Source organism: Streptomyces sp. NPDC000404, assembly GCF_040300365.1.
Classification (GTDB): domain Bacteria; phylum Actinomycetota; class Actinomycetes; order Streptomycetales; family Streptomycetaceae; genus Streptomyces; species Streptomyces ramulosus.
The window spans coordinates 233949-257196 of the sequence record NZ_JBEPDN010000001.1; the positions used below are offsets into that span (position 1 = coordinate 233949).

22 protein-coding genes are annotated in these 23248 nt (G+C 72.8%); 8 read left to right on the forward strand and 14 right to left on the reverse strand.

From position 1 onward, the window contains the following. Positions 1-53: 53 nt before the first annotated feature. Genes hisF through hisD form a run of 8 tightly spaced genes read right to left on the reverse strand, consistent with a single transcriptional unit; the run spans position 54 to position 5847 of the window. On the reverse strand, positions 54-821 hold the full coding sequence (gene hisF / locus ABT345_RS01030; RefSeq protein WP_345083150.1) for an imidazole glycerol phosphate synthase subunit HisF: 768 nt from the start codon (positions 819-821) through the stop codon (positions 54-56). 4 nt (positions 822-825) lie between these two features. After that, positions 826-1242 (reverse strand): RidA family protein, encoded by a 417-nt coding sequence (locus ABT345_RS01035; protein WP_345083153.1) that lies wholly within the window; start codon positions 1240-1242, stop codon positions 826-828. Positions 1243-1265: 23 nt separating this feature from the next. Further along, positions 1266-1994: a bifunctional 1-(5-phosphoribosyl)-5-((5-phosphoribosylamino)methylideneamino)imidazole-4-carboxamide isomerase/phosphoribosylanthranilate isomerase PriA gene (gene priA, locus ABT345_RS01040; protein ID WP_030281672.1), complete on the reverse strand. Its 729-nt coding sequence runs from the start codon at positions 1992-1994 to the stop codon at positions 1266-1268. Continuing rightward, entirely contained in the window at positions 1994-2641 is a 648-nt protein-coding gene (gene hisH / locus ABT345_RS01045; RefSeq protein ID WP_345083164.1) for an imidazole glycerol phosphate synthase subunit HisH, read from the reverse strand. Before hisH ends, priA begins: the two co-directional genes overlap by 1 nt. Then, positions 2632-2796, reverse strand: a complete 165-nt coding sequence (locus ABT345_RS01050) for a CG2302 family histidine operon protein (protein ID WP_186000424.1) — start codon at positions 2794-2796, stop codon at positions 2632-2634. Before ABT345_RS01050 ends, hisH begins: the two co-directional genes overlap by 10 nt. Then, positions 2793-3386: an imidazoleglycerol-phosphate dehydratase HisB gene (gene hisB, locus ABT345_RS01055; RefSeq protein ID WP_345083166.1), complete on the reverse strand. Its 594-nt coding sequence runs from the start codon at positions 3384-3386 to the stop codon at positions 2793-2795. The genes ABT345_RS01050 and hisB overlap by 4 nt, the downstream gene beginning before the upstream one ends. Next, on the reverse strand, positions 3383-4528 hold the full coding sequence (locus ABT345_RS01060) for a histidinol-phosphate transaminase (protein ID WP_345083169.1): 1146 nt from the start codon (positions 4526-4528) through the stop codon (positions 3383-3385). Before ABT345_RS01060 ends, hisB begins: the two co-directional genes overlap by 4 nt. Beyond that, a complete protein-coding gene (gene hisD, locus ABT345_RS01065; RefSeq protein ID WP_345083172.1) occupies positions 4525-5847 on the reverse strand; it encodes a histidinol dehydrogenase in 1323 nt (440 codons plus the stop codon). The genes ABT345_RS01060 and hisD overlap by 4 nt, the downstream gene beginning before the upstream one ends. A 283-nt stretch (positions 5848-6130) precedes the next feature. Between hisD and ABT345_RS01070 the strand changes: the two genes are divergently transcribed. The 3 genes from ABT345_RS01070 to ybaK all read left to right on the forward strand — a co-directional run bounded on the left by ABT345_RS01070 (position 6131) and on the right by ybaK (position 9249). Continuing rightward, positions 6131-7756 carry an oxidoreductase gene (locus ABT345_RS01070; RefSeq protein WP_345083175.1) on the forward strand — a complete coding sequence of 542 codons (1626 nt, stop codon included), beginning with the start codon at positions 6131-6133 and terminating at the stop codon, positions 7754-7756. A gap of 173 nt (positions 7757-7929) precedes the next feature. Next, on the forward strand, positions 7930-8676 hold the full coding sequence (locus ABT345_RS01075; protein WP_345083177.1) for an LON peptidase substrate-binding domain-containing protein: 747 nt from the start codon (positions 7930-7932) through the stop codon (positions 8674-8676). 57 nt (positions 8677-8733) lie between these two features. Next, complete coding sequence (ybaK, locus tag ABT345_RS01080) at positions 8734-9249, forward strand: Cys-tRNA(Pro) deacylase (protein ID WP_345083180.1); 516 nt, start codon at positions 8734-8736, stop codon at positions 9247-9249. Positions 9250-9301: 52 nt separating this feature from the next. Here ybaK and ABT345_RS01085 read toward each other — a convergent pair whose 3' ends face one another. The 4 genes from ABT345_RS01085 to ABT345_RS01100 form a co-directional block, all read right to left on the reverse strand. Next, on the reverse strand, positions 9302-9988 hold the full coding sequence (locus ABT345_RS01085; protein ID WP_345083183.1) for an ABC transporter permease: 687 nt from the start codon (positions 9986-9988) through the stop codon (positions 9302-9304). Between the two features lie 81 nt (positions 9989-10069). Next, entirely contained in the window at positions 10070-10924 is an 855-nt protein-coding gene (locus ABT345_RS01090; protein ID WP_386461328.1) for an ABC transporter permease, read from the reverse strand. 37 nt (positions 10925-10961) lie between these two features. Continuing rightward, positions 10962-11972, reverse strand: coding sequence for an ABC transporter ATP-binding protein (locus tag ABT345_RS01095; protein ID WP_345083186.1), 1011 nt, complete (start codon positions 11970-11972; stop codon positions 10962-10964). A gap of 61 nt (positions 11973-12033) precedes the next feature. Further along, on the reverse strand, positions 12034-13317 hold the full coding sequence (locus ABT345_RS01100) for an NYN domain-containing protein (RefSeq protein ID WP_345083189.1): 1284 nt from the start codon (positions 13315-13317) through the stop codon (positions 12034-12036). A gap of 272 nt (positions 13318-13589) precedes the next feature. Between ABT345_RS01100 and ABT345_RS01105 the strand changes: the two genes are divergently transcribed. Next, positions 13590-13763, forward strand: a complete 174-nt coding sequence (locus ABT345_RS01105) for a hypothetical protein (protein ID WP_345083192.1) — start codon at positions 13590-13592, stop codon at positions 13761-13763. A gap of 98 nt (positions 13764-13861) precedes the next feature. Here ABT345_RS01105 and dnaE read toward each other — a convergent pair whose 3' ends face one another. Continuing rightward, complete coding sequence (gene dnaE / locus ABT345_RS01110; RefSeq protein ID WP_345083194.1) at positions 13862-17404, reverse strand: DNA polymerase III subunit alpha; 3543 nt, start codon at positions 17402-17404, stop codon at positions 13862-13864. Positions 17405-17765: 361 nt separating this feature from the next. On the opposite strand from dnaE, the gene ABT345_RS01115 reads away from it, so the two are divergent. The 4 genes from ABT345_RS01115 (at position 17766) to ABT345_RS01130 (ending at position 22383) form a co-directional block, all read left to right on the forward strand. Then, entirely contained in the window at positions 17766-18440 is a 675-nt protein-coding gene (locus ABT345_RS01115) for a hypothetical protein (RefSeq protein WP_345083197.1), read from the forward strand. A 104-nt stretch (positions 18441-18544) separates the two neighbouring features. Beyond that, a complete protein-coding gene (locus ABT345_RS01120; protein WP_345083200.1) occupies positions 18545-19408 on the forward strand; it encodes a thioredoxin domain-containing protein in 864 nt (287 codons plus the stop codon). A 196-nt stretch (positions 19409-19604) separates the two neighbouring features. After that, positions 19605-20606, forward strand: a complete 1002-nt coding sequence (locus tag ABT345_RS01125; protein ID WP_345083203.1) for a thioredoxin domain-containing protein — start codon at positions 19605-19607, stop codon at positions 20604-20606. 103 nt (positions 20607-20709) lie between these two features. Next, entirely contained in the window at positions 20710-22383 is a 1674-nt protein-coding gene (locus ABT345_RS01130) for an alkaline phosphatase D family protein (RefSeq protein ID WP_345083205.1), read from the forward strand. 126 nt (positions 22384-22509) lie between these two features. Here ABT345_RS01130 and ABT345_RS01135 read toward each other — a convergent pair whose 3' ends face one another. Continuing rightward, on the reverse strand, positions 22510-23115 hold the full coding sequence (locus ABT345_RS01135; RefSeq protein ID WP_345083208.1) for a dienelactone hydrolase family protein: 606 nt from the start codon (positions 23113-23115) through the stop codon (positions 22510-22512). Positions 23116-23248 lie beyond the last annotated feature (133 nt).

A 23248-nucleotide genomic window follows, 5' to 3' on the forward strand; every position in this document is an offset into this window, starting at 1 on the left:
GTCGGGGCACCCGGATGGCCCGCCTCCCCCGTCGGGCCGGCGGGCGCCCGGCCTCAGCGCACGGGGTGTCCGGCCTCCCGCAGGGCCCCCTTGACCTCGCCGATGCGCAGGTCGCCGAAGTGGAAGACGGAGGCGGCCAGCACCGCGTCGGCGCCCGCGGCGACCGCGGGGGCGAAGTCGGCGAGCCGGCCGGCGCCGCCGGAGGCGATGACGGGGACGGACACGTGCCGGCGGACCGCCTCGATCATCTCGGTGTCGTAGCCGTCCTTGGTGCCGTCGGCGTCCATGGAGTTCAGCAGGATCTCGCCGGCGCCCAGCTCGGCGGCGCGGTGCGCCCACTCGACGGCGTCGACCCCGGCGGAGCGGCGCCCGCCGTGCGTGGTCACCTCGAAGGAGGTGGTGCCGTCGGCGGCCTTCACCCGGCGGGCGTCCACGGAGAGCACCAGCACCTGGCTGCCGAACCGCTCGGCGATCTCCCGGATCAGCTCGGGCCGGGCCAGCGCCGCGGTGTTCACGCCGACCTTGTCCGCGCCGGCCCGCAGCAGCTTGTCGACGTCCTCGGCGGTGCGCACGCCGCCGCCGACGGTCAGCGGGATGAAGACCTGCTCGGCGGTGCGGCGGACCACGTCGTAGGTGGTCTCGCGGTTGCCGGAGGAGGCGGTGATGTCGAGGAAGGTCAGCTCGTCGGCGCCCTCCTCGCCGTAGATCCGGGCCATCTCGACGGGGTCGCCCGCATCGCGGAGGTTCTGGAAGTTCACGCCCTTGACGACCCGGCCGTTGTCGACGTCCAGGCAGGGGATGACACGGACCGCCAGGGTCATGGCGTCAGGCTCCTTCGGGGGTTTGCTCGGAGCCTTCGGGCTTGAAGGCTTCCAGTTCTACTTCGACCAGTACGCGGGGGTCGACGAAGCCGGAGACCACGACCAGGGTCGCGGCCGGCGGCGCGGCGGCGAAGATCTCCCGGTGGGCGCGGCCCACCGCGTCCACGTCACGCACATGGGTGAGATACATCCGGGTGCGCAGGACGGCGGCGGCGTCCAGGCCGAACGGTTCCAGGGCGGCCAGGGCGTTGCCGAAGGCCGCCCGGGCCTGCTCGTAGGGGTCGCCCTCGCCCTGGAGCACCCCGCCGTCGGTGAAGGGCAGCGTGCCGGCGACCAGGACCCGGTCGCCGGCGGCCACCGCGCGGGCGAAGCCGATCGTCTCTTCCCAGGGACTTTGGGTCCGTACCCGCTCGATGGTCATCACGCCGCCTCTCGGTCGTCCGGTCAGGCCACTGCGGCCAGCGCCTCTTCCAGGGTGAACGCCTTCGCGTAGAGCGCCTTGCCGACGATCGCACCCTCCACGCCCTCGGGCACCAGCGACGCGAGCGTCCGCAGGTCGTCGAGGGAGGAGACGCCGCCGGAGGCGACGACGGGGCGGTCGGTGGCGGCGCAGACGTTCTTCAGCAGCTCGACGTTGGGGCCCTGGAGGGTGCCGTCCTTGTTGATGTCGGTGACGACGTACCGGGCGCAGCCCTCGGAGTCGAGGCGGGCCAGCGTCTCGTAGAGGTCGCCGCCGTCGCGGGTCCAGCCGCGGCCGCGGAGCGTGGTGCCGCGGACGTCCAGCCCCACCGCGATCTTGTCGCCGTGCTCGGCGATGACCTTGGCGACCCACTCGGGGGACTCCAGCGCGGCGGTGCCGAGGTTGACGCGGCGGCAGCCGGTGGCGAGCGCCGCGGCGAGCGAGGCGTCGTCGCGGATGCCGCCGGACAGCTCGACCTTGATGTCCATGGCGCGGGCGACCTCGGCGATCTGCGCGCGGTTGTCGCCGGTGCCGAACGCCGCGTCGAGGTCGACGAGGTGCAGCCACTCGGCGCCCGCCTGCTGCCAGGCCAGCGCCGCCTGGAGCGGGTCGCCGTAGGCGGTCTCGGAGCCGGACTCGCCGTGCACCAGACGGACGGCCTGGCCGTCGCGCACGTCGACGGCGGGGAGGAGTTCGAGCTTGGGGTGGGCCATCACAGGGTCTCGATCCAATTGCTCAGCAGCTGGGCTCCGGCGTCACCGGACTTCTCGGGGTGGAACTGCGTGGCCCACAGCGGGCCGTTCTCGACCGCGGCCACGAAGGGCGCACCGTGGGTGGCCCAGCTGACCTTGGGGGCGGCGATGTGCGGGTTGCCGATCTCCAGCTCCCAGTCGTGCGCCGCGTAGGAGTGGACGAAGTAGTAGCGGGCGTCCGCGTCCAGACCGGCGAAGAGGCGGGAGCCGTCCGCCGCCTCGACGGTGTTCCAGCCCATGTGCGGGACGACGTCGGCCTTGAGCGGGCCGACGGTGCCGGGCCACTCGTCCAGGCCCTCGGTCTCCACGCCGTGCTCGATGCCGCGGGCGAAGAGGATCTGCATGCCGACGCAGATGCCCATGACCGGGCGGCCGCCGGAGAGGCGGCGGCCGACGATCCAGTCGCCGCGGGCGTCGCGCAGCCCCTGCATGCAGGCGGCGAACGCGCCGACGCCGGGGACCAGCAGCCCGTCGGCGTTCATCGCGCGGTCGTAGTCGCCGGTGATCTCCACCTCGGCGCCGGCGCGGGCCAGGGCGCGCTCGGCGGAGCGGACGTTACCGAAGCCGTAGTCGAAGACCACGACCTTCTTCGCGGCCGTCAATTCCACACCTCCAGCCGCATGACCCCGGCGACGAGGCACATCGCCGCGCCGATGGACAGCAGCGTGATCAGGCTGCGGGGCATCTTCTGCTTCCAGAAGGAGTAGATGCCACCGACGAGGAAGAGACCGACCAGGATGAAGGCGGTCGACATGCCGTTCACAGGGCACCCTTCGTGGACGGGAGGATTCCGGCGGCGCGCGGATCGCGTTCGCTGGCGTACCGCAGCGCCCGCGCCAGCGCCTTGAACTGGCACTCCACGATGTGGTGGGCGTTGCGGCCGTACGGGACGTGGATGTGCAGGGCGATCTGCGCCTGGGCGACGAACGAGTCGAAGATGTGACGCGTCATCGTCGTGTCGTAGGTGCCGATCATCGGCGCCATGTTCTCCGGCTCGGTGTGCACGAGGTACGGGCGGCCGGAGAGATCGACGGTGACCTGCGCGAGGGACTCGTCGAGCGGGACGGTGCAGTTGCCGAAGCGGTAGATGCCCACCTTGTCGCCGAGCGCCTGCCGGAAGGCGGCGCCGAGCGCGAGGGCGGTGTCCTCGATGGTGTGGTGGGTGTCGATGTGCAGATCGCCGTCGGTCTTGACGGTGAGGTCGAAGAGGCCGTGGCGGCCGAGCTGGTCGAGCATGTGGTCGTAGAAGCCCACGCCCGTCGACACATCGACCTGGCCGGTGCCGTCGAGGTCGATCTCGACGAGCACCGAGGTTTCCTTGGTGGTGCGCTCGACGCGTCCGACGCGGCTCATGCGCTCTGCTCCTTCATCAGGTCGCGTACCGCTTCGAGGAACGCGTCGTTCTCGTCCGGGGTGCCCGCGGTCACCCGCAGCCAGCCCGGCACGCCGTTGTCCCGCACCAGGACGCCCCGGTCGAGGAGGGCCTGCCAGGCGGCGTGCGCGCCGCCCGGGCCGTCGAACCGGCCGAACTGCACGAAGTTGGCGTCGGAGTCGACGACCTCGCAGCCCGCCGCGCGCAGCTCCGCGACCAGGCGGTCGCGCTCGTCCTTGAGCTGTTCGACGTACTTCAGCAGGGTGTCGGTGTGCTCCAGGGCGGCCAGCGCGGTCGCCTGGGTCACCGCGGAGAGGTGGTAGGGCAGCCGGACCAGCTGGACGGCGCCGACCACGGCCGCGTCGGCGGCGAGGTAGCCCAGGCGCAGCCCGGCGGCGCCGAACGCCTTGGACATCGTCCGCGAGACGACGAGGTTGCGCCGTCCCTCGATCAGCGGCAGCAGCGAGGGGCGGTGGCTGAACTCGCCGTACGCCTCGTCGATCACCACCAGCGCGCCGCCGGTCTCCGCTCGCGCGGCCTGCGCGGCGTCGTACAGCGCGAGGACGGTCTCCGCGTCGACGGCGGTGCCGGTCGGGTTGTTCGGCGAGCAGACGAAGACCACGTCGGGTCGCCGCTCGGCGATCAGCGCCCGGGCCGCCGCGACATCGATGGTGAAGTCGTCGTTGCGCGGTCCGGAGATCCACTCGGTGCCGGTGCCGCGGGAGATCAGCCCGTGCATGGAGTACGAGGGCTCGAAGCCGAGGGCCGCGCGGCCGGGGCCGCCGAAGGTCTGCAGCAGCTGCTGGAGGACCTCGTTGGAGCCGTTGGCCGCCCAGACCTGCTCCGCGGTGACCGGGTGGCCGCCGGTGCGGGTGAGGTAGCGGGCCAGCTCGGTGCGGAGTTCGACGGCGTCGCGGTCCGGGTAGCGGTTGAGGTCGCGGGCGGCGTCGGCGACCCGCTCGGCGATCCGCCGGACCAGCTCCTCGGGGAGCGGATACGGATTCTCGTTGGTGTTCAGCCGGACCGGGACGTCCAGCTGCGGGGCGCCGTACGGGGTCTTGCCGCGCAGTTCGTCCCGGATGGGGAGGGCGTCCCAGGGGAACGCGTCGGGGCTGTTCGTCACTTGCTCTGCGGGACCTTCCAGTCGAACCGGGCCTTCAGCGCGGCGCCGTGGGCCGGGAGGTCCTCGGCCTCGGCGAGGGTCACCACGTGGTGGGCGACCTCGGCCAGCGCGTCGCGGGAGTAGTCCACGACATGGATGCCGCGCAGGAACGACTGCACGGACAGGCCCGAGGAGTGGCAGGCGCAGCCGCCCGTCGGCAGGACGTGGTTGGAGCCGGCGCAGTAGTCGCCCAGGGAGACCGGGGCGTAGGGGCCGACGAAGACCGCCCCGGCGTTGCGGACCCGGGCGGCGACGGCGGAGGCGTCGGCGGTCTGGATCTCCAGGTGCTCGGCGCCGTACGCGTCGACGACCGTCAGGCCGTCGTCGAGACCGTCGACGAGGACGATCGCGGACTGCCGCCCGGCCAGCGCCTCGGTGATCCGCTCGACGTGCTTGGTGGCGGCGGTCTGCGTCTTCAGCTCGGCCTCGACCGCCTCGGCGAGCTCGGCGGAGTCGGTGACGAGGACGGCGGCGGCGAGCGTGTCGTGCTCGGCCTGGCTGATCAGGTCGGCGGCGACGTGGCGGGCGTCGGCGGTGGCGTCGGCGAGCACCGCGATCTCGGTGGGCCCGGCCTCGGCGTCGATGCCGATCCGGCCCTTGAGCAGGCGCTTGGCCGAGGCGACGAAGATGTTGCCGGGGCCGGTGACGAGGTTGACCGGGCGGCACTCGTCGGTGCCGTACGCGAACATCGCGATGGCCTGGGCGCCGCCGGCGGCGTAGACCTCGTCGACGCCGAGCAGCGCGCAGGCGGCGAGGATCGTGGGGTGCGGCAGGCCCCCGAACTCCTTCTGCGGCGGGGAGGTGACCGCGACGCCCTCGACGCCGGCCTCCTGGGCGGGGACGACGTTCATCACGACGGACGACGGGTAGACCGCGAGGCCGCCGGGGACGTACAGCCCGACCCGCTCGACCGGCACCCAGCGCTCGGTGACCGTGCCGCCGGGGACGACCTTGGTGGTGGTGTCGGTGCGGCGCTGCTCGCGGTGGACGAGGCGGGCGCGCCGGATGGACTCCTCCAGGGCGGCGCGGACGGCCGGGTCCAGCTCGGCCAGGGCGCGCTCCAGCGCCTCGGCGGGGACCTTGACCCGCTCGATCTCGACACCGTCGAACCGCCGCGCGTAGTCGATCAGCGCGGCGGTGCCGCGATGGCGCACGTCCTCGCAGATGGGCCGCACCTTCTCCAGTGCGGCTTCCACGTCGAACTCGGCACGGGGCAGCAGGTCGCGCAGGGCGCCGCCCTCGGGGAGGGCGTCACCGCGCAGATCGATTCGGGAGATCACCCTCCCAGTGTCTCAGACCCGCTCCCTCGACCCGCTCGCCGTATCACCCAGTGATACACCGCACATTGCACTCCGGACGGGCCCGTGAAGTTGACCGGAGTTGGCCCTGACCACGCGTGTTCAACAGGTCACGGGGCGGGCAAAGGCCGGGTGACGGCTTCGGCGTGTCCCGTCACCCGCCTCCGGTTCCCGCTCCGCGCACCGGTGTGGCGCGCGGACGGCGGCCGACACGCGGGCGCATCCGGACAGCGTCGGAAGACAGAGACGAAAGGGGGACACGACAGTGATCGAGCCCGGGGACGGGGACGCACCGGCGGATCTGCAGCTGACATCGGCGGAATGGAGCATGTGGCAGGCGTTCCGCAACGGCAGCACCTGTGACCTGCACATCGGAGATCCGGCCCGGGACGATCCGCACGGCCGGTTCCTGTGGGGGCCGGAGCGCCGGATACGCGCACGGGTGCTGGCGCTGCTGCTGCTGGAGGGGCCGCCGGCGCAGCCCGGGCGGGTCTCCGCGCTGAAGGTCACCGGCGCGTACATCACCGACATCCTCGACGTCGCCGGGGGCTCGATCAAGCCATTCGTCGAGCTGCGGGACTGCCGGTTCGAGGGCGAGGTGGTCTTACCCGAGGCGCATTTCACGACGGTGCGGCTGGTGAACTGCGCGCTGCCCCGGCTGGAGGCGGCGCGGCTGACCACCGAGGGCGATCTGCATCTGCCGCGGTGCGTGGTGCTCTCCGGCATCCGCCTCACCGACGCGCACATCGGCACGGATCTGCTGCTGAGCCAGGCGGTGGTGCACAAGGACCGCCAGGGCCGCTCGATCGTGGCGGACGGGCTGACCGTCACACAGGACCTCCAGGCCGACATGTTGGAGTCGTACGGCGAGCTGTCGCTGCGCGGGGCGACCATCGGCGGCTCGCTGAGCCTGCGCGGCAGCCGGCTGAGCAACCCGTTCGGCCGCCGGGCGCTGAACGCCCCGCAGCTGACCGTCGAGCGCACCTTGCACCTGACCGCCGCGGGCCTGGCCAACTCCCCCTTCGCCTCCGGCACCACACCGCCGTTCGGCACGGTCCACACCCCGGCGTACGGCACCGTCACCACGCCGCCGCGCGGCGTGCGGATGCAGCGGTTCGAGTGCGAGGGCGGGATGCGGCTGGACGACGGGCGGTTCGGCGACGCGGTCGATCTGGAGCACGCGCGGTTCGTGATGGAGTCCGACCAGGAGCTGTCGCTGCGCCGCATCCAGACGCCCGAGCTGCGCTTCCTCGGGGAGCGGCCGCAGCGCGGACGGGTGATCGTCTCCGGCGCCCGGGTCGTCAACCTCGTCGACCGCTCCGCCAGCTGGCCCGGCGCGGGCAGCCTCCAGATGGCCGGGTTCGCGTACGAGACGCTGATCCCGCGGGGGCACTTCCCGCTGGCGGCGCGGTTGCAGTGGGTGGCCGCGGCGACGCCGGAGTACGCGCCGGAGCCGTACGAGATGCTGGCCACGGCGCTGCGCTCCAGCGGTGAGGACGCGGATGCGCGGGTGGTGCTGCTGGCCAAGCAGCGGCGGCGGCGCGAGACGCTGCCGCTGGCCGGCAAGGCGTGGGGCTTCCTCCAGGACTGGACGGTGGCGTACGGCTACCGTCCGGGCCGGGCGTCGCTGTGGATCGCGATCCTCTGGGCGCTGGGCACGGTCTTCTTCGCCTCCTCCCCGCCCCCGCCCCTCAAGGTCGGCGAGGCGCCGCCGTGGAACCCGTACCTCTACGTCCTGGATCTGCTGCTGCCGGTGATCGATCTGGGCCAGCGGGCGGCGTGGAACCCGCGGGGCGGGGCGCAGTGGGTGGCGGCGGTGCTGATCATCGCGGGCTGGATCCTGGCGACGACGGTGGCGGCGGGCGCGTCGCGGCTGCTGCGGCGGCAGTAACGGGGCCGGGCCGGCGGGCGCGGGCCGCGGGCGGGACGCGGGCGGCGCCGCGGGTGCGGGGCCGCCGCCGGGCCCGCCGCCACCGGGGCTTTCGCCCCGCCGCGCGCGTCCGGGGCCGCGCGGACGCGCCCCAGCATCCGGGCGGCGCGGCCCAGCCTCTAGGCTTACCGGCTGTGACCTCCGTACGCCTGCCGCTGTTCCCGCTCAACTCGGTGCTCTTCCCCGGACTCGTTCTGCCGCTGAACGTCTTCGAGGCGCGCTACCGGGCGCTGATGCGCGACCTCGGTGAGCGGCCCGAGGACGAGCGCCGGTTCGGGGTGATCGCGATCCGCGACGGCCGCGAGGTGGCGCCGACCGCGCAGGGCATGCCGGACGCCACCGCGCCGGCCGCGGACGGGCCCGCCGCCGGATTCGGCGAGGACCCGATGGCCGCGTTCCACACCATCGGCTGTGTCGCCGACGCGACGACGATCCGGGCCAAGTCCGACGAGGCGGACGCCGGCTACGAGGTGCTGGCCACCGGCACCACCCGCTTCCGGCTGCTGTCGGTGGACGCCTCCGGGCCGTATCTGACGGCCGAGGTGGAGGAGCTGACGGAGGAGGGCGGCGAGGGCGCCGGGGCGCTCGCGTCCGGTGTGGTCCGGGCGTTTCGCACCTATCAGAAGCGGCTGGCCTGGGCGAACGAGCGGACGCTGGCCGGTGGGCAGGATCTGCCGGGCGATCCGTCGGTGCTGTCGTACCTGGTCGCCGCGGCGGCGGTGCTGGACGTGCCGGCCAAGCAGCAGCTGCTGGCGGCGCCGGACACCGCGGACCGGCTCGGTCAGGAGCTGAAAATCCTGCGCCAGGAGACGGCGGTGCTCGGTAAGCTCCCGTCGCTGCCGGCCGTGGAGCTGACCCGGCGGCCGACCAGCCCCAACTGACCCGGCCGCGCGCGGCCGGTCCCACGCCAGGTTTCCCGAACGCAAGGCGCCGACGAGTTGTCCAAGAAGTCGAAGAAGGCCCAGGGCGCGCAGTCCGCGGCGGGCGGCACCCCGGCGACGGTCGCGCTGACCGCCGCGGGCGTGCCCTTCACCGTGCACGCCTACACCCACGATCCGGCCGCCGCCTCGTACGGCGAGGAGGCCGCCGAGGCGCTCGGGGTCGCGCCCGAGCAGGTGTTCAAGACGCTGCTGGCGGAGGTGGACGGCGCGCTGACCGTCGCGGTGGTGCCGGTCTCCGGCTCCCTCGACCTCAAGGCGCTGGCCGCGGCGGTGGGCGGCAAGCGGGCGGCGATGGCCGATCCGGCCGCCGCCGAGCGCAGCACCGGCTACGTCCGCGGCGGCATCTCCCCGCTGGGCCAGCGCAAGCGGCTGCGGACGGTCGTGGACGCCTCGGCCGAGGGCCGCGCCACGATCTGTGTCTCGGCCGGCCGCCGCGGCCTGGAGGTCGAGCTGGCCCCGGCGGATCTCGTCGCCCTCACCGGGGCCGTGGTCGCGCCGATCGGGCGGGGCTGAGCGGAGCTCGTCGGCCGGGGCCGGGCGGCGGCGGGCCGGGCCCGCCGCCCCGTCAGGCCGCCGGATCGTCCTTCGTCAGGTCCGGTGCGCCCGGCACCGGCGTCCCCGGCAGCGACGGCTCCTCGTCGCGGGGCCCGAAGAGGCCGGTCAGCGCCAGCTGGGTCAGCATCGCGGCGATCGGCCAGGCCAGCAGCACGCCCATGGCCTGCAGGCGCAGCGGTCCGTCGAAGACGACGCCGGGGCCGACCCGCGCGGCGTGGGCGGCGAGGTCGTCGGTCGGGCCCAGCACCATGCCGAGCTGCCAGCCCAGGACGGAGCCGAGCAGTCCGCCGACGGCCAGCGCGATCACCAGCGGGATGCCGCCGCGGCGGCGCAGCCGGAAGAGCACGGCGGCACAGACGATGCCGAAACCGGCCGCGAGCAGGAGGAAGACGCCGTCGGCGCCGATCGCCTCCTCGCCCTCGGTGTCCTTGAGGTAGACGTTGTGGGTGTCGGCGACCAGCGGGATCCGCGGGGCCAGCCAGAGCCAGAGCAGGCCGAGCAGCGCGCCGAGGAGCGCGAGCACGAGCACGGTCAGCGCGGCCTCGCGCAGCTCCTGGCCGAGCGGCGGGTCGGCCGGCGCCTCGCCGGTCGGCGGATGCGCGGGCGGCTCGGCCGACGAGCCGGCGCCGGAGGCGGTCGGCGGGGTGTGCGGCTCTTCGGGCGGTTGGTTGTCGCGTGGCGTCAGCGGTGCGGTCACCCCGTCATCGTGCCAGGTGGGCGGGGTGCCTTTGGCGGCAGGACGGCGGGCGGGCACGCCGGGCGGCGGGCCCGGAGCCGGTCAGCGGGTCGCGGCGCGGCGGAACGCCCAGGTCGCGGCGGTCAGCGCGAGGAGGCCCACGCCGGCGCAGACGCCCAGGTCGGCGGCGACCGCGAGCCAGTCCGGGTCCGCGTCGAAGGTGCGGATCAGCGCCTCCACGCCGTATGTCGACGGCAGCAGGTCGCGGGCGAGGTCCAGCAGCGCGGGCAGCCGCTCGGCCGGCAACACGCCGAGCAGCAGCGCCGCCGACATGCCGAGCTGTCCGCAGAGCGTCGCCAGCTCCTGGCGCGGCGCGAGCAGCCCGAGGAACGCGCCGAGGCCGGCGAGCGCCGCTCCGGCCAGCGGCAGGACCGCGGCGAGCACCCACAGATGCGCCATCGGCAGCTGGAAGAGCAGACAGCCGATGACCGCCGTGACGACCGTGCCGGGGACGGTGAACGACGCGTACGCGGCGGCCGCGCCCAGCACCACGGCGGCGGGCGGCACCGGCAGCGTCGCGTAGTGGTCGAGGCCGCCGCCGGCCCGCAGCTGCCCGAAGTACTGCGCGAGGAGGTTGAGGGCGACGAAGGCGACGACCAGCACGCTGGAGCCGGCGACCACGGCGCGCGCCTCGGCCGGCCCGTCGGCCACCCCGCGCATCAGGACCATGATCCCGACGGACTGGAAGGTGGCGACGAAGAGCAGCGGGATGCGGGCGACCCGGGCGCGGGAGAGCTGGGCGCGGTAGACGGCGCCGAGTGCGGGCAGCAGCCGGGCGCGCGGCGCCAGCGGGGCGGGCCAGGTCTCCCGGTCGGGCACCTCCGGTGCGGCGCCGGGCCGGGCCCGTCCGTCCGTCGCTGCCGCCCCGGCCACGGCCTGCGCGGAAACCCCACTCACGCGTTCACTCTGCCCTTCGGTTCGGCGGCGCGGCCCTTCACGCCTTGACCAGTCCCTCGGCGCGGCCGCCGAGCGCGAGGTAGACATCCTCCAGGCTCGGGGTGGCGAGGGTGAAATCGTCCAGGGCCGCGAAGGCGGCGCCGGAGGTGACGTCGGCGACGGCGGCGCGGGCCCGGTCGGCGGTCAGCCGCAGGGTCCAGCGGCGGCCCGCGACCTGCGCGGCGGGCTGAAGCGCCGCGACCTCGGGGACGTCGAGCGGCGGCCGGTCGCGCCAGACCAGGTCGAGGCGGACCTCGTCGCTGACCCGCTCCTTGAGCCCGCCGGGCGTGTCGCAGGCGATGACCTTGCCGCGGTCGATCACCGCGACGCGGTCCAGGACGGTCTCGGCCTCCAGGACGTTGTGGGTCACCAGCAGCACGGTGGCGCCGCGTTCGGCGCGGCGGCGGTCGACGGCGGCCCAGACGGCGCGGCGGGCGACCGGGTCCATGCCGGTGGTCGGCTCGTCCAGGACGAGGAGCGGACGGTCGCCGGTGAGGACGGCGGCGAAGCAGGCGAGGCGGCGCTGACCGCCGGAGAGCTTCTTCAGCGGGCGGTCGGCGAGCGGGCCGAGGGCCAGCTCGGCGAGGACCGCGTCCCGCTCGGCGCGCGCCTCGCGGGGGCCCAGGCCGCGCAGCCGGCCGGTGGTCTCCACGGCCAGCGCGACGGTCATCTCGTCGAGGGCGGTCGACTCCTGGCCGAGATAGCCGAGGAGCCGGGCGGCGCGCTCGGGGTGGCGGGCGACGTCGTGGCCGAGGACGTGGACGCTGCCGGAGTCGGGGCGCAGCAGGCCGGTGAGCTGGCGGACGAGGGTGGACTTGCCGGCGCCGTTGGGGCCGAGCAGCCCGAAGATCTCGCCGCGGTGCACGTCGAGGGTGATGCCGTCGTTGGCGCGCAGTGCGGGCGTGCCTGCCGCGCCGCGGCGCCCGCGCACCGCGGGGTACGTCTTGATCAGGTCCCGCACGGCGCAGACCGTTCCGCCGTGCTCCGCCTGTTTCGTGCCCGTGCTCACGAGCTATGAGGGTACGCGCCCGCGGGCCGCGCCCGGCCCGCGGGGCGGCGGACCGGCGGCGTCAGTCGGCGGCGGAGGTGTGTCCGGCGGCGGTGCGCAGGTCCACCTCGCGCCAGAATCCGGCCCGGATCGCGTACCGGTCGTGCTCGTCGATCTGGTCGTCCTTGTGGGCGAGCAGGCCGAAGCGGGCGGCGTAGCGCAGCAGTTCGCCGTCGATGCGGTGCGGGATGCGCGGGTACTCGGTGGAGAGCTGCTGGAGGTGGACGGTGTCCGAGAGGCGTTCGGTCCAGCGGCGGGCGAAGACCTGACCGACCTCGAACGGGTCACCGCTGACGGCGGTGATGTCCTCCTCGCGGTCGGCCCAGCGCTGTTCGGCGCTGGTGAGCTGGGCGAGGGTGGGCAGCGAGGCGGTCTCGGAGGGCTCGCCCGCGGGGCCGCCGCGCTCGACCCAGCCGCGGTCGGACGACCAGCGCAGGGTGGCGCTCGCGGCGGGCGGCTGCGGTGCGGCGGACGCGGCGGCGCTGCCGTGGGCGCGGCCGAGTCCGGCGAGGTCCTTGGGGGTGGGGACGACCTTGGCGGTGCCCGAGCCGTTGGTGTCGGCGGGCGCGGACTCGCGGCCGCCGGACCGGGCGGGCGCGGGTGTGCCCGGGCCGTCCGCACCGCGCGGGCGGTCGGTGGTGCCGGAGGTGGACGTCGCGGCGGCAGCGGCGGCCACCGCGGACTCGGGCAGCGGCGCGGAGAGGATCGCGGCGATCTCCGGGCGGGGCGCGGGCGGCGGGGCGCAGGGGCCGCCCAGCTCCTTGGCGCGGACCGCGCGGGTGATCCAGGCGCGGTCCAGGACGCGGCGCTCGTCGGCCTCGGCGACCAGGTCCTCGGACTGGTTGTAGTCGCCGTCGGCCGCCTGGACGGCCCAGAGGTGGACGGCGACGCCGTGCTCCTTGGCGGACATCAGTCCGGGCAGCAGATCGCCGTCGCCGGTGACCAGCACGATGTCGGAGCAGGCGCGGTTGCGGGCGAGTTCGGTCAGCTCGGCGTGCATGGCGGCGTCCACGCCCTTCTGTGCCCAGCGGCCGTCGCTGCGGGTCAGGGCGCCCAGGCGGACGGTGACGCGGGGCATGACGCGCAGCCGGCGGTGTTCGGGCTGCGGGACGCGGTCGGGGGCGCCGTCGAACCAGTAGATCCGCAGCAGCGGGCGTTCGGTGTCGGCCTCGGCGCGGCGGCGCAGGCCCTGGATGAGGGCCGCGTGGTCCACGGTGATCCGGGACCGGGCGGGTTCTCCGGCAAGCAGGCTGGCGGCGGCGCCGAGCAAGTAACCGGCGTCCACCAGGACGACGCAGCGATCCACGATCCACCCTCTTCCCTGGAGGTGCTGAAGTCCGATCGCCCCCCGGTGCGAGTTTCCTTCGGCTTTCCATCGAGTCTGCCCGACCGTACGGGGGTTAACTGCCGGAACTCGATCTTCGGCGTGGCGGATGGCGCTAAAGCACGTACGGACGGCGCGGACGTGGCGCGCGGATCCCCTTCTCACTCATGGTAATTGCCGGAAATGCATGCTTTCGTCCCGCGTGTAAGTCTGGTCACGGCCCGATCACAGGATCCCCCTCAGGAGGCACGGTCATGGCCAAGCACAAGAAGGACCGAAGTAAGCAGCAGCGGAGCGGCCCGGCCCAGCAGGGCCGCGAGGAATCGCAGAAGTCGACGATCGAGGCGATCCGGCAGCCGCAGCAGTCGGCGCAGGGCAGCCCGGCGGACGTCGCGCGCAAGCACCAGCGGCGCTTCGGGCACAACTGACCCGGCCCGTGCCGCCGGCGGCGCCGTAACGGAAGCCCGCCGCACAGAAGTTGAGGGGCGCGCCCGCACCGGGCGCGCCCCTTCGGGGTCCGGCCTGCTCAGCCGGCCAGGCAGGACGGGCCGAGCAGCACCTTCAGGTCGCCGAAGAGCGACGGGTCGGGCGTGACGCGGTGCCGGTCGAGGCGGAGGACCGTGGTCTTGCGGGTGCCCTGGAGCTTGATCCGCACCTCGGTGGAGCCGCGGTGGCTGGTCAGCACCTCGCCGAGCTTCTCGACCAGCGGCGGGGTGACCTTCAGCGTCGGGATGGTGATCGTCACCGGGGCGTTGGCGCCCGCCTCCGAGAGGTCGGGGACCATCATCTCCATGGCGACCAGCCGCGGCACGTCCTCGCGCTTGTCGAGGCGGCCCTTGACGAAGACCACCGCGTCCTCGACGAGCTGGGTGGAGACCAGCTGGTAGGTGGCGGGGAAGAACATGCAGTCCAGCGAGCCTGCGAGGTCCTCGACGGTGGCGATGGCCCAGGCGTTGCCCTGCTTGGTCATCTTCCGCTGGAGGCCCGAGATGATGCCGCCGATGGTGACGATCGAGCCGTCGGAGTAGTCGCCGCCGGTCAGCTGGGCGATCGCGGCGTCCGCCTTGTCCGACAGGACGTGTTCGAGGCCGAACAGCGGGTGGTCGGAGACGTACAGGCCGAGCATCTCCCGCTCCTGGGCGAGGAGGTACGTCTTGTCCCACTCGATGTCGGAGAACTCGACGTCGAGGCCGAAACCGGGGCCGTCGTCGCCGCCGTCGTCCCCCATGCCGCCGAAGAGGTCGAACTGCCCCTCGGCCTCCTTGCGCTTGACCTGGACGACGTTGTCGATCATCGGCTCGTACTGCGCGATGAGGCCCTTGCGGGTGTGCCCCATCTCGTCGAACGCGCCCGCCTTGATCAGCGACTCGGTGGTGCGCTTGTTGCAGACGACCGCGTCGACCTTGTCGAGGTAGTCGGGGAACGAGGCGTATTTCCCCTTGGCCTTGCGGCAGCGGATGATCGAATCGACGACGTTCTGGCCGACGTTGCGGACCGCGGTGAGGCCGAAGAGGATCACGTCGTCGCCCTGCGCCGCGAAGTTGGCCAGCGATTCGTTGACGTTCGGCGGGAGCACCTTGATGCCCATGCGGCGGCACTCGTTCAGATAGACCGCGGACTTGTCCTTGTCGTCGCGCACCGAGGTGAGCAGCGCGGACATGTACTCGGCCGGGTAGTTGGCCTTGAGGTACGCCGTCCAGTAGGTGACCAGGCCGTACGCGGAGGAGTGCGCCTTGTTGAAGGCGTAGCCGGCGAACGGGACCAGGACGTCCCACAGCGCCTGGATCGCCTGGTCGCTGAAGCCGTTCTTCTTGGCGCCCGCCTGGAAGAGGACGAAGTTCTTCTCCAGCTCCTCGGGCTTCTTCTTGCCCATGACGCGGCGGAGGATGTCGGCCTCGCCGAGCGAGTAGCCGGCGACGATCTGGGCGGCCTTCTGGACCTGCTCCTGGTAGACGATGAGGCCGTAGGTCAGGCCCAGGACCTCCTTGAGCGGCTCCTCCAGCTCCGGGTGGATCGGGGTGATCTCCTGGCGGCCGTTCTTGCGCTCGGCGTAGTTGGTGTGGGAGTTCATGCCCATCGGGCCCGGGCGGTACAGGGCCGAGACGGCGGAAATGTCCTCGAAGTTGTCGGGCTGCATCTGGCGCAGCAGCGACCGCATCGGACCGCCGTCGAACTGGAAGACGCCGAGCGTGTCACCGCGGCAGAGGAGTTCGTACGTCTTGGGGTCGTCCAGCGGGATCTCCAGGAGGTCCAGCTTGATGCCCTTGTTGGCCTCCACCATCTTGACGGCGTCGTCCATGATGGTGAGGTTGCGCAGGCCCAGGAAGTCCATCTTCAGCAGGCCCAGCGACTCGCACTGGGGGTAGTCCCACTGGGTGATGGTGACGCCGTCGGTGTGGCGCACCCAGACCGGGGCGTGGTCGACGATCGGCTCGCTGGACATGATCACGCCCGCCGCGTGCACACCCATCTGCCGGACCAGACCCTCGACGCCCTTGGCGGTGTCGATGACCTTCTTGACGTCCGGCTCGTTCTCGTACATCGAGCGGATCTCGCCCGCCTCGCTGTAGCGGGGGTGCTTGGGGTCAGTGATGCCGGAGAGGTCGATGCCCTTGCCGAGGACGTCGGCGGGCATGGCCTTGGTGAGGCGGTCGCCCATCGCGTAGGGGTAGCCGAGGACGCGGGCGGAGTCCTTGATGGCGTTCTTCGCCTTGATCTTGCCGTAGGTGCCGATCATGGCCACCTTGTCGGCGCCGTACTTCTCCGTGACGTACCGGATGACCTCGACGCGCCTGCGCTCGTCGAAGTCGATGTCGACGTCGGGCATGGAGACGCGCTCGGGGTTGAGGAACCGCTCGAAGATCAGGCCGTGCTCGATCGGGTCGAGGTCGGTGATGCCCATGGCGTACGCGACGATCGAACCGGCCGCGGAGCCACGGCCCGGGCCCACCGCGATGCCGTTGTTCTTCGCCCACATGATGAAGTCGGCGACGACGAGGAAGTACCCCGGGAACCCCATCTGGATGATGATGTCCATCTCGTACTCCGCCTGCTTCTGGCGGTCGTCGGGGACGCCCGCGGGGAAGCGGCGGGCCATGCCGCGCCGGACCTCCTCCTGGAACCAGGTGACCTCGGTGTATCCCTCGGGGATGTCGAACTTCGGCATGAGGTCGCGCTTCTCGAACATGCCGTCGGTGTTGATCTGCTCGGCGACCAGGAGGGTGTTGCGGCAGCCCTCCTGCCAGGCGTCCGAGGAGTCGATGGCGTACATCTCGTCGGTGGACTTGAGGTAGTAGCCGGTGCCGTCGAAGCGGAAGCGGTCGGGGTCGGAGAGGTTCTTGCCGGTCTGGATGCACAGCAGCGCGTCGTGGGCGGTGGCCTCGTGCGCGTAGGTGTAGTGCGAGTCGTTGGTGACCAGCGGCGGGATGCCCAGCTCCTTGCCGATCTTGAGGAGGTCCTCGCGGACCCGGCGCTCGATGTCGATGCCGTGGTCCATCAGCTCCAGGAAGTACCGGTCCTTGCCGAAGATGTCCTGGTACTCGCCGGCGGCCTTCCTCGCCTCGTCGTACTGGCCCAGGCGCAGGCGGGTCTGCAGCTCGCCGGAGGGGCAGCCGGTGGAGGCGATCAGGCCCTCGGACCACTGGGCGATGGTCTCCTTGTCCATCCGCGGCCACTTCTGGAGCCAGCCCTCGGCGTAGGCGTCCGAGGAGAGGCGGAAGAGGTTGTGCAGTCCGGTCTTGTTCGCCGCCCAGATGGTCTTGTGGGTGTAACCACCGGAACCGGAGACGTCGTCGCGCTTCTGGTGCGGCTGGCCCCACTGGACCTTGCGCTTGAGCCGCCGCGACTCGGGGGCGACATACGCCTCGATCCCGATGATCGGGGTGACCCCGGCCTTCTGGGCGGAGTGGAAGAAGTCGTACGCGCCGTGGAGGTTGCCGTGGTCGGACATGGCGATGTGCGTCATGCCCATCTCGTTGCACGCGGCGAACATGTCCTTGAGCCGCGCGGCACCGTCCAGCAGCGAGTACTGGGTGTGGACGTGCAGGTGCGTGAAGGGCGGCTTGGCCACGGCGGAAGACCTCCGGAGATGGGCGGCGGACGAGGGCACGGCGAGGGGACGGACGGCGCCCGGGGCGCCGCACCGCGGATGGTGTGGGCAGCTTCGAAGTCTACGACCCGGCACCGACAACGAGGCTCCGCCGCGACCCGGAACGCGAGCCTCCGCCACCCTTCCGCACCCCGGGCGGACGAACGGCGCACGGCCCGCGCGACGGCCCCCCCGCGCCGCTCCCGGCGGCCGCCGCCCGGCCTCCGGACCGGCCCGGACGCCGCCCGCAGCCCGCGCGGACCCGTCCGGGGACGCCGGCGACGGCGCCCTCCCCGGCACCCTCGGGGAACACCCGAGCGGGTTCATGGCACACTCGCTGGCAATGGACATCTCGGCGGCACACCTGCGGGCGGTGCGTGCGGCGCTTTTCACAGCGCTGTGCGTGACGCTGTCCGCGGCGTCCCATGTGCTGCTGACCCGGATGCCGCTGCCGCTGACCACCGTCGCCGTCGTCTCGGCCGCGGTCTTCGGCCTCGCCTACGCACTGGCCGGACGCGAGCGCGGCTTCGGGCGGATCGCCGCCCTGCTGCTGCCGCTGGAGCTGGCCGCCGACGCGGTCTTCAGCTTCGGCCAGCACGCCTGCTACGGCCTCTCCGGCGGCCCGGTGACCGGTCCGCTGCACACCCTGGGCATCGATCTGCTCTGCGGCGGCGGGGACGTCGGCACGCCGCTGGCCCGGTTCTCCGGCCACGGCGCCGGGCCGCTGCTCGCCTTCCCCGCCGGGGCCGGCTGGCTGCTGCTCCTCGCCCATCTGCTGGTCGGGCTGGTGGCCGCCGCCTGGCTGCGCCGCGGCGAGGCCGCCTTGGCGCAGCTGCTCGGCGCGGTCGCCCACTTCGCGTTCCGGCCGCTGCTGGCCGCCGTCGCGATGGCCGTACGGGTGCCCGCCCCGGAGCGCCCGGCCGCCCGCCGCGCCGCCGACGGTCCGCCCGCGCCCCGCCCGCCGCTGCTGGTGCACTCCGTCGTCCGCCGTGGACCGCCCTGCGTGCTCGCTGCCTGAGCCCTTTCCCCGGGCCGCAGCCACACCGCGCGTACCCCTCCCCCGGGTGCGTACGCGCCTGGACGCATCGCACCCTTCCCACGGAATTTCCCCGGAGACACCTCATGAGCAACCGGAACAACCAGGCCAACAAGCAGGCGGCGCGCGAGCGGCTGCGTGCCGAGCGTGAGCGGCAGGCGAAGAAGGACAAGCTGCGGCGGCAGCTGACCGTCGGCGGCGCGATCGTCGCGGTGCTGGCGATCGCCGGCGGCATCGGCGTCATGGTCGCCAAGTCCGGCGGCGACGGCGGCTCCGGCGCCACCGTGAACGACATGGCCGGCGCCGACAAGGCATGGGCCAAGGCGGCCAAGGCCAAGCTGGTCAAGCCCGCGAACACCACCGGCGACAAGGGCACCACCCTCGTCATCGGCAAGGCGGACGCCAAGCACACCCTGGAGCTGTTCGAGGACCCGCGCTGCCCCGGCTGCGCCAACTTCGAGCAGAACGTCGGCGAGATCGTCCAGAAGGACATCAAGGACGGCAAGTACAAGGCCCACTTCCACCTGGCGACCTTCCTGGACAACAACCTCCGGGGCACCGGCTCCAAGAACGCGCTGAGCGCGCTGGGCTCGGCGCTGAACGTCAGCCCGGACGCCTTCCTCAAGTACAAGGAAGCCCTGTACTCGAAGGAGTACCACCCGGAGGAGACCGGTCCGGACAAGTTCGCCGACGACAACTACCTGATCGAGGTCGCCGACACCGTGCCCGCGCTGAAGGGCAACAAGGACTTCGAGAAGTCCGTGAAGTCGGGCGTCTTCGACCGCTGGGCGCTGGAGATGTCCGTCGAGTTCAACTCGCACAAGGACGTCAACAACACCCCGACGGTCAAGCTCGACGGCAAGGAGATCGGTATCCAGAGCGGCCCGAACAAGGTCGCCCCGTCCACCCCGGACGACTTCAACCGCCTCGTCGACGAGGGCGTGAAGTAGGGCGCCGGGCGGCGGGCCCGCGCCCGTCGCCCGATGCCAAATCTTGACCCGGGAGTCTGCCGTGGACATGGCAGACTCCCGGCATGCCCCCCACGCTCCTCCTGATCCGCTGCCTGCCGCACCGCGGCCCGCCGCCGCCCGGTGCGTACGCCATCGACGCAACTGCCAGCCGCAGCACCGAGGGATCGGGACACAGATGAGCAACGGCACCAGCCAGAAGGCCCCGTCGGCCGCCCGTGAGCGGATCCGCGCCGAGCGGGAGCGGCAGAAGAAGAAGGACCGGATACGCCGCCAGCTGACCGTCGCCGCCGTCGTGGCGGGCGTTCTGGTCGTCGCGGGCGGCGCCGGATTCGCCGTGGTGAAGGCGACCGAGCCGACCGGGTGGGAGGCGGCCAAGGAGGCCAAGCCGGTCGCTCCGGCGCACACCCAGGGGAAGAACGGCACCGAGATCCTCATCGGGGACAAGAGCGCCAAGGAGACGCTGGAGGTCTTCGAGGACCTGCGCTGCCCGATGTGCGCCTCGTTCGAGCAGTCCTCCGGCGCCTCCCTGATCAAGGACGTCGAGAACGGCCGCTACAAGGTCCGCTTCACGATCTACACCTTCCTCGACGGCGCCCAGGGCGGCGAGGGGTCCAAGAACGCGCTCAGCGCGCTCGGCGCGGCGCTGAACGTCGGCCCGGAGGCGTTCCTCAAGTACAAGTCGGCGCTCTACTCGCTGAAGAACCACCCCGAGGAGCAGGACGACGCGTTCGCCAAGGACTCCGTCCTCCTCAAGATCGCGTCCGAGGTGCCGGAGCTGGCGCACAACAAGGGCTTCGAGCAGGCGGTCAAGAAGGGCACCTACGACCGCTGGGCGATGGACATGACCGCGCAGTTCGGCCGCAAGGGCGTCAAGGGCACCCCGACCTTCCTGCACGGCGACAAGAAGCTGGTGCTGCCGCCGGTGCCGCAGCAGCAGATGACGCGGGAGCAGTACAACCAGCTCGCCGACGCCAACTTCAAGAAGATGATCGACAAGGAGTTCGGCCCGGCGGAGGCCGGACCCGGCGTCGCGAAGGGCGAGAAGGACCCCAGCGGCAAGGACGGCGGCGCACCCGGCATCGCCAAGGGCGAGAAGGACCCGAGCGCCGGCAAGGACGGTGCCCCGGACGGTGCGCCCGGTATCGCCAAGGGCGAGAAGGACCCGAGCGCGGGCTGAGCGGGCGCGATAGGTGTCCGCCGGGCGGCGGGCGAAAGAATTTCCGATTCCGGTGTGTCCGGAGGGTCCCCGCCGCCCATACCGGCCAGTAGGGTGAGCGGCCGTGACCGATCATGACCAGCTCTCGCGCCGCACCGCCGTGACGGCCGCGGCCGCCACCGCCGCCCTGCTGCCGCTCGCCGCGGCCGCCCCCGCCTCCGCCGCGTCGCCGTCTCCCGCCGCGTCCCCCGCAAAGGGCGCGGCGGCCGGTCCGCCGGAGTTCCTGCACGGCGTCGCGTCCGGTGACCCGCTGCCCGACGGCGTCCTGCTGTGGACCCGGGTCACGCCCGACCCGGACGCGGTCCCCGGCTCGGGCCGGGGCGCGGCCACCGACGTGGTGTGGGAGGTGGCCACCGACCGCCGCTTCGCGCAGGTCGTGGCGCACGGCACGGTACGGACCGCCGCGACCGCCGACCACACCGTCAAGGCCGACGTCCGCGGACTGCGCCCGGCCACCGCGTACTTCTACCGCTTCACCGCGGGCGGCCGGACCTCCCCGGTCGGCCGCACCCGGACCGCCCCGGCGCACGACGCGGCCGCCGGCCACGTCCGCTTCGGCGTGGTCTCCTGCGCCAACTGGGAGTCCGGCTACTTCTCGGCCTACCGCCACCTCGCGGCCCGCGCGGACCTGGACGCGGTGCTGCACCTCGGCGACTACCTCTACGAGTACAAGTCCGGCGAGTACCCGGAGTTCAAGGAGGTCGTCCGGCCGCACTCACCCGCCCACGAACTCCGCACGCTCGCCGACTACCGCGTCCGGCACGGCGTCCACAAGGCCGACCCGGACGCCGCGGCGATGCACGCCGCGCATCCGGTGATCGCGATGTGGGACGACCACGAGTTCGCCGACAACGCCTGGTCGGGCGGGGCGGTCAACCACCAGCCGGACACCGAGGGTTCCTGGGCACGGCGGATGGCGGCGGCCAAGCAGGCGTACTTCGAGTGGATGCCGGTCCGCCCGTCGACCGCCGGGACCACCTACCGCCGGCTGCGCTTCGGCACCCTCGCCGATCTGCATCTGCTGGATCTGCGGTCGTTCCGCGACGAGCAGGCAAAGCCGGGCAGCGGCGCCGTCGACGACCCGGGCCGCACGATCACCGGGCGGGCCCAGCTGGACTGGCTCAAGGCGGGTCTGGAGCGCTCGGACACCGCGTGGCGGCTGGTCGGCACCTCGGTGATGATCTCGCAGGTGGCGTTCGGCTCCGTGCCCGCGCATCTGCTGGAGCCGCTCGCCGAACTCCTCGGCCTGCCCAAGGAGGGCATCGCCGTCAACACCGACCAGTGGGACGGCTACACCGACGACCGCCGGGAGCTGCTCGGTCACCTCAGCGACCGCGGGATCGGCAACACCGTCTTCCTGACCGGTGACATCCACATGGCGTGGGCCAACGACGTCCCGGTGAAGGCGGCGACGTACCCGGCGACCGCGCCGGTGGCGACGGAGTTCGTGGTCACCTCCGTCACCTCGGACAACCTCGACGACATCCTGCACGTCGCCCCGGGCACCCTCTCGCTGCCCGCGGCGGCCGCCGTCCGCGCCGCCAACCGCCATGTGAAGTGGCTGGACATGGACGCGCACGGCTACGGCGTCCTCGACGTCGACGCGGAGCGGACGCAGATGGACTACTTCGCGGTCTCCGACAAGCGGGACCCGGCGGCCACCAGCACGCTGGTGCGCTCCTACCGGACGCGCTCGGGCACCCAGCGGGTGGAGCGGAGCGACGCGCCGGTGCGCTGAGCCGGGCGGTGTGCGGGGCGCGGCGATGCGCCCCGCACGCCGGGGTCACGCACCCGCGCGCCGGGGCCGGTCACCGCGCCGGGACCGGGCGCCGGCCCGGCGCCGCACCCCGTCGGGCCCACCGGCTCAGAGGGTTTCCAGGAACCCCAGCGCCGTCCGCCAGGCGCTCTCCGCGGCGTCCTCGTCGTGCTCGGACAGCTCCGGGTCGGTGAAGAGGTGGCCGGCGCCCGGGTAGCGGTAGATCTCGACGTCGGCGCCGGCCCGCTGCATCTGGAGGTACCAGGCGGTCAGCCAGTCGTGCGGCTCGAACGGGTCCGGGTCCGCGACGTGCAGCTGGACCGGCAGGTCGTGGGCGTCGGTGTCCTCGGCGATGTCCGAGGTGCCGTGCATCAGCAGCAGCCCGCGGGCCTTCTCGTCGGCGAGCGCCAGATTCTGCGCGACCGCGCCGCCGAAGGAGAAACCGGCGTAGATCAGCCCGCAGTCGGAGTACGGCGCCGCCGCCGTGACCGCGCGCCGCAGCAGCGTCTCCTTGCCGATCTCCTCCTTGATCTCCATGCCGTCACCGACGGAGTCCGCGGTCCGCCCCTCGAACAGATCCGGGACGATCACCTCATGGCCCGCGGCCCGCAGCCGGTCGGCTGCCGCATGCACCGCAGGGCGCAGCCCGCACACCGAATGGAACAGCACGATCGTCGAGGAACCGCTGGTCGCGGGCTCGGTGGTGGGCGGCATCTCTTCACTTCCCTGAGTCGGACGGCAGCCTCCCATCCTGCCAGGCCGAGCCGCGGCCCCCGTCACAGCCGCCCCGCGCCGGGTGCCGTACCGTGCCCTGATGCCGTACGCCGACCACCGGGTGCGGCTGACG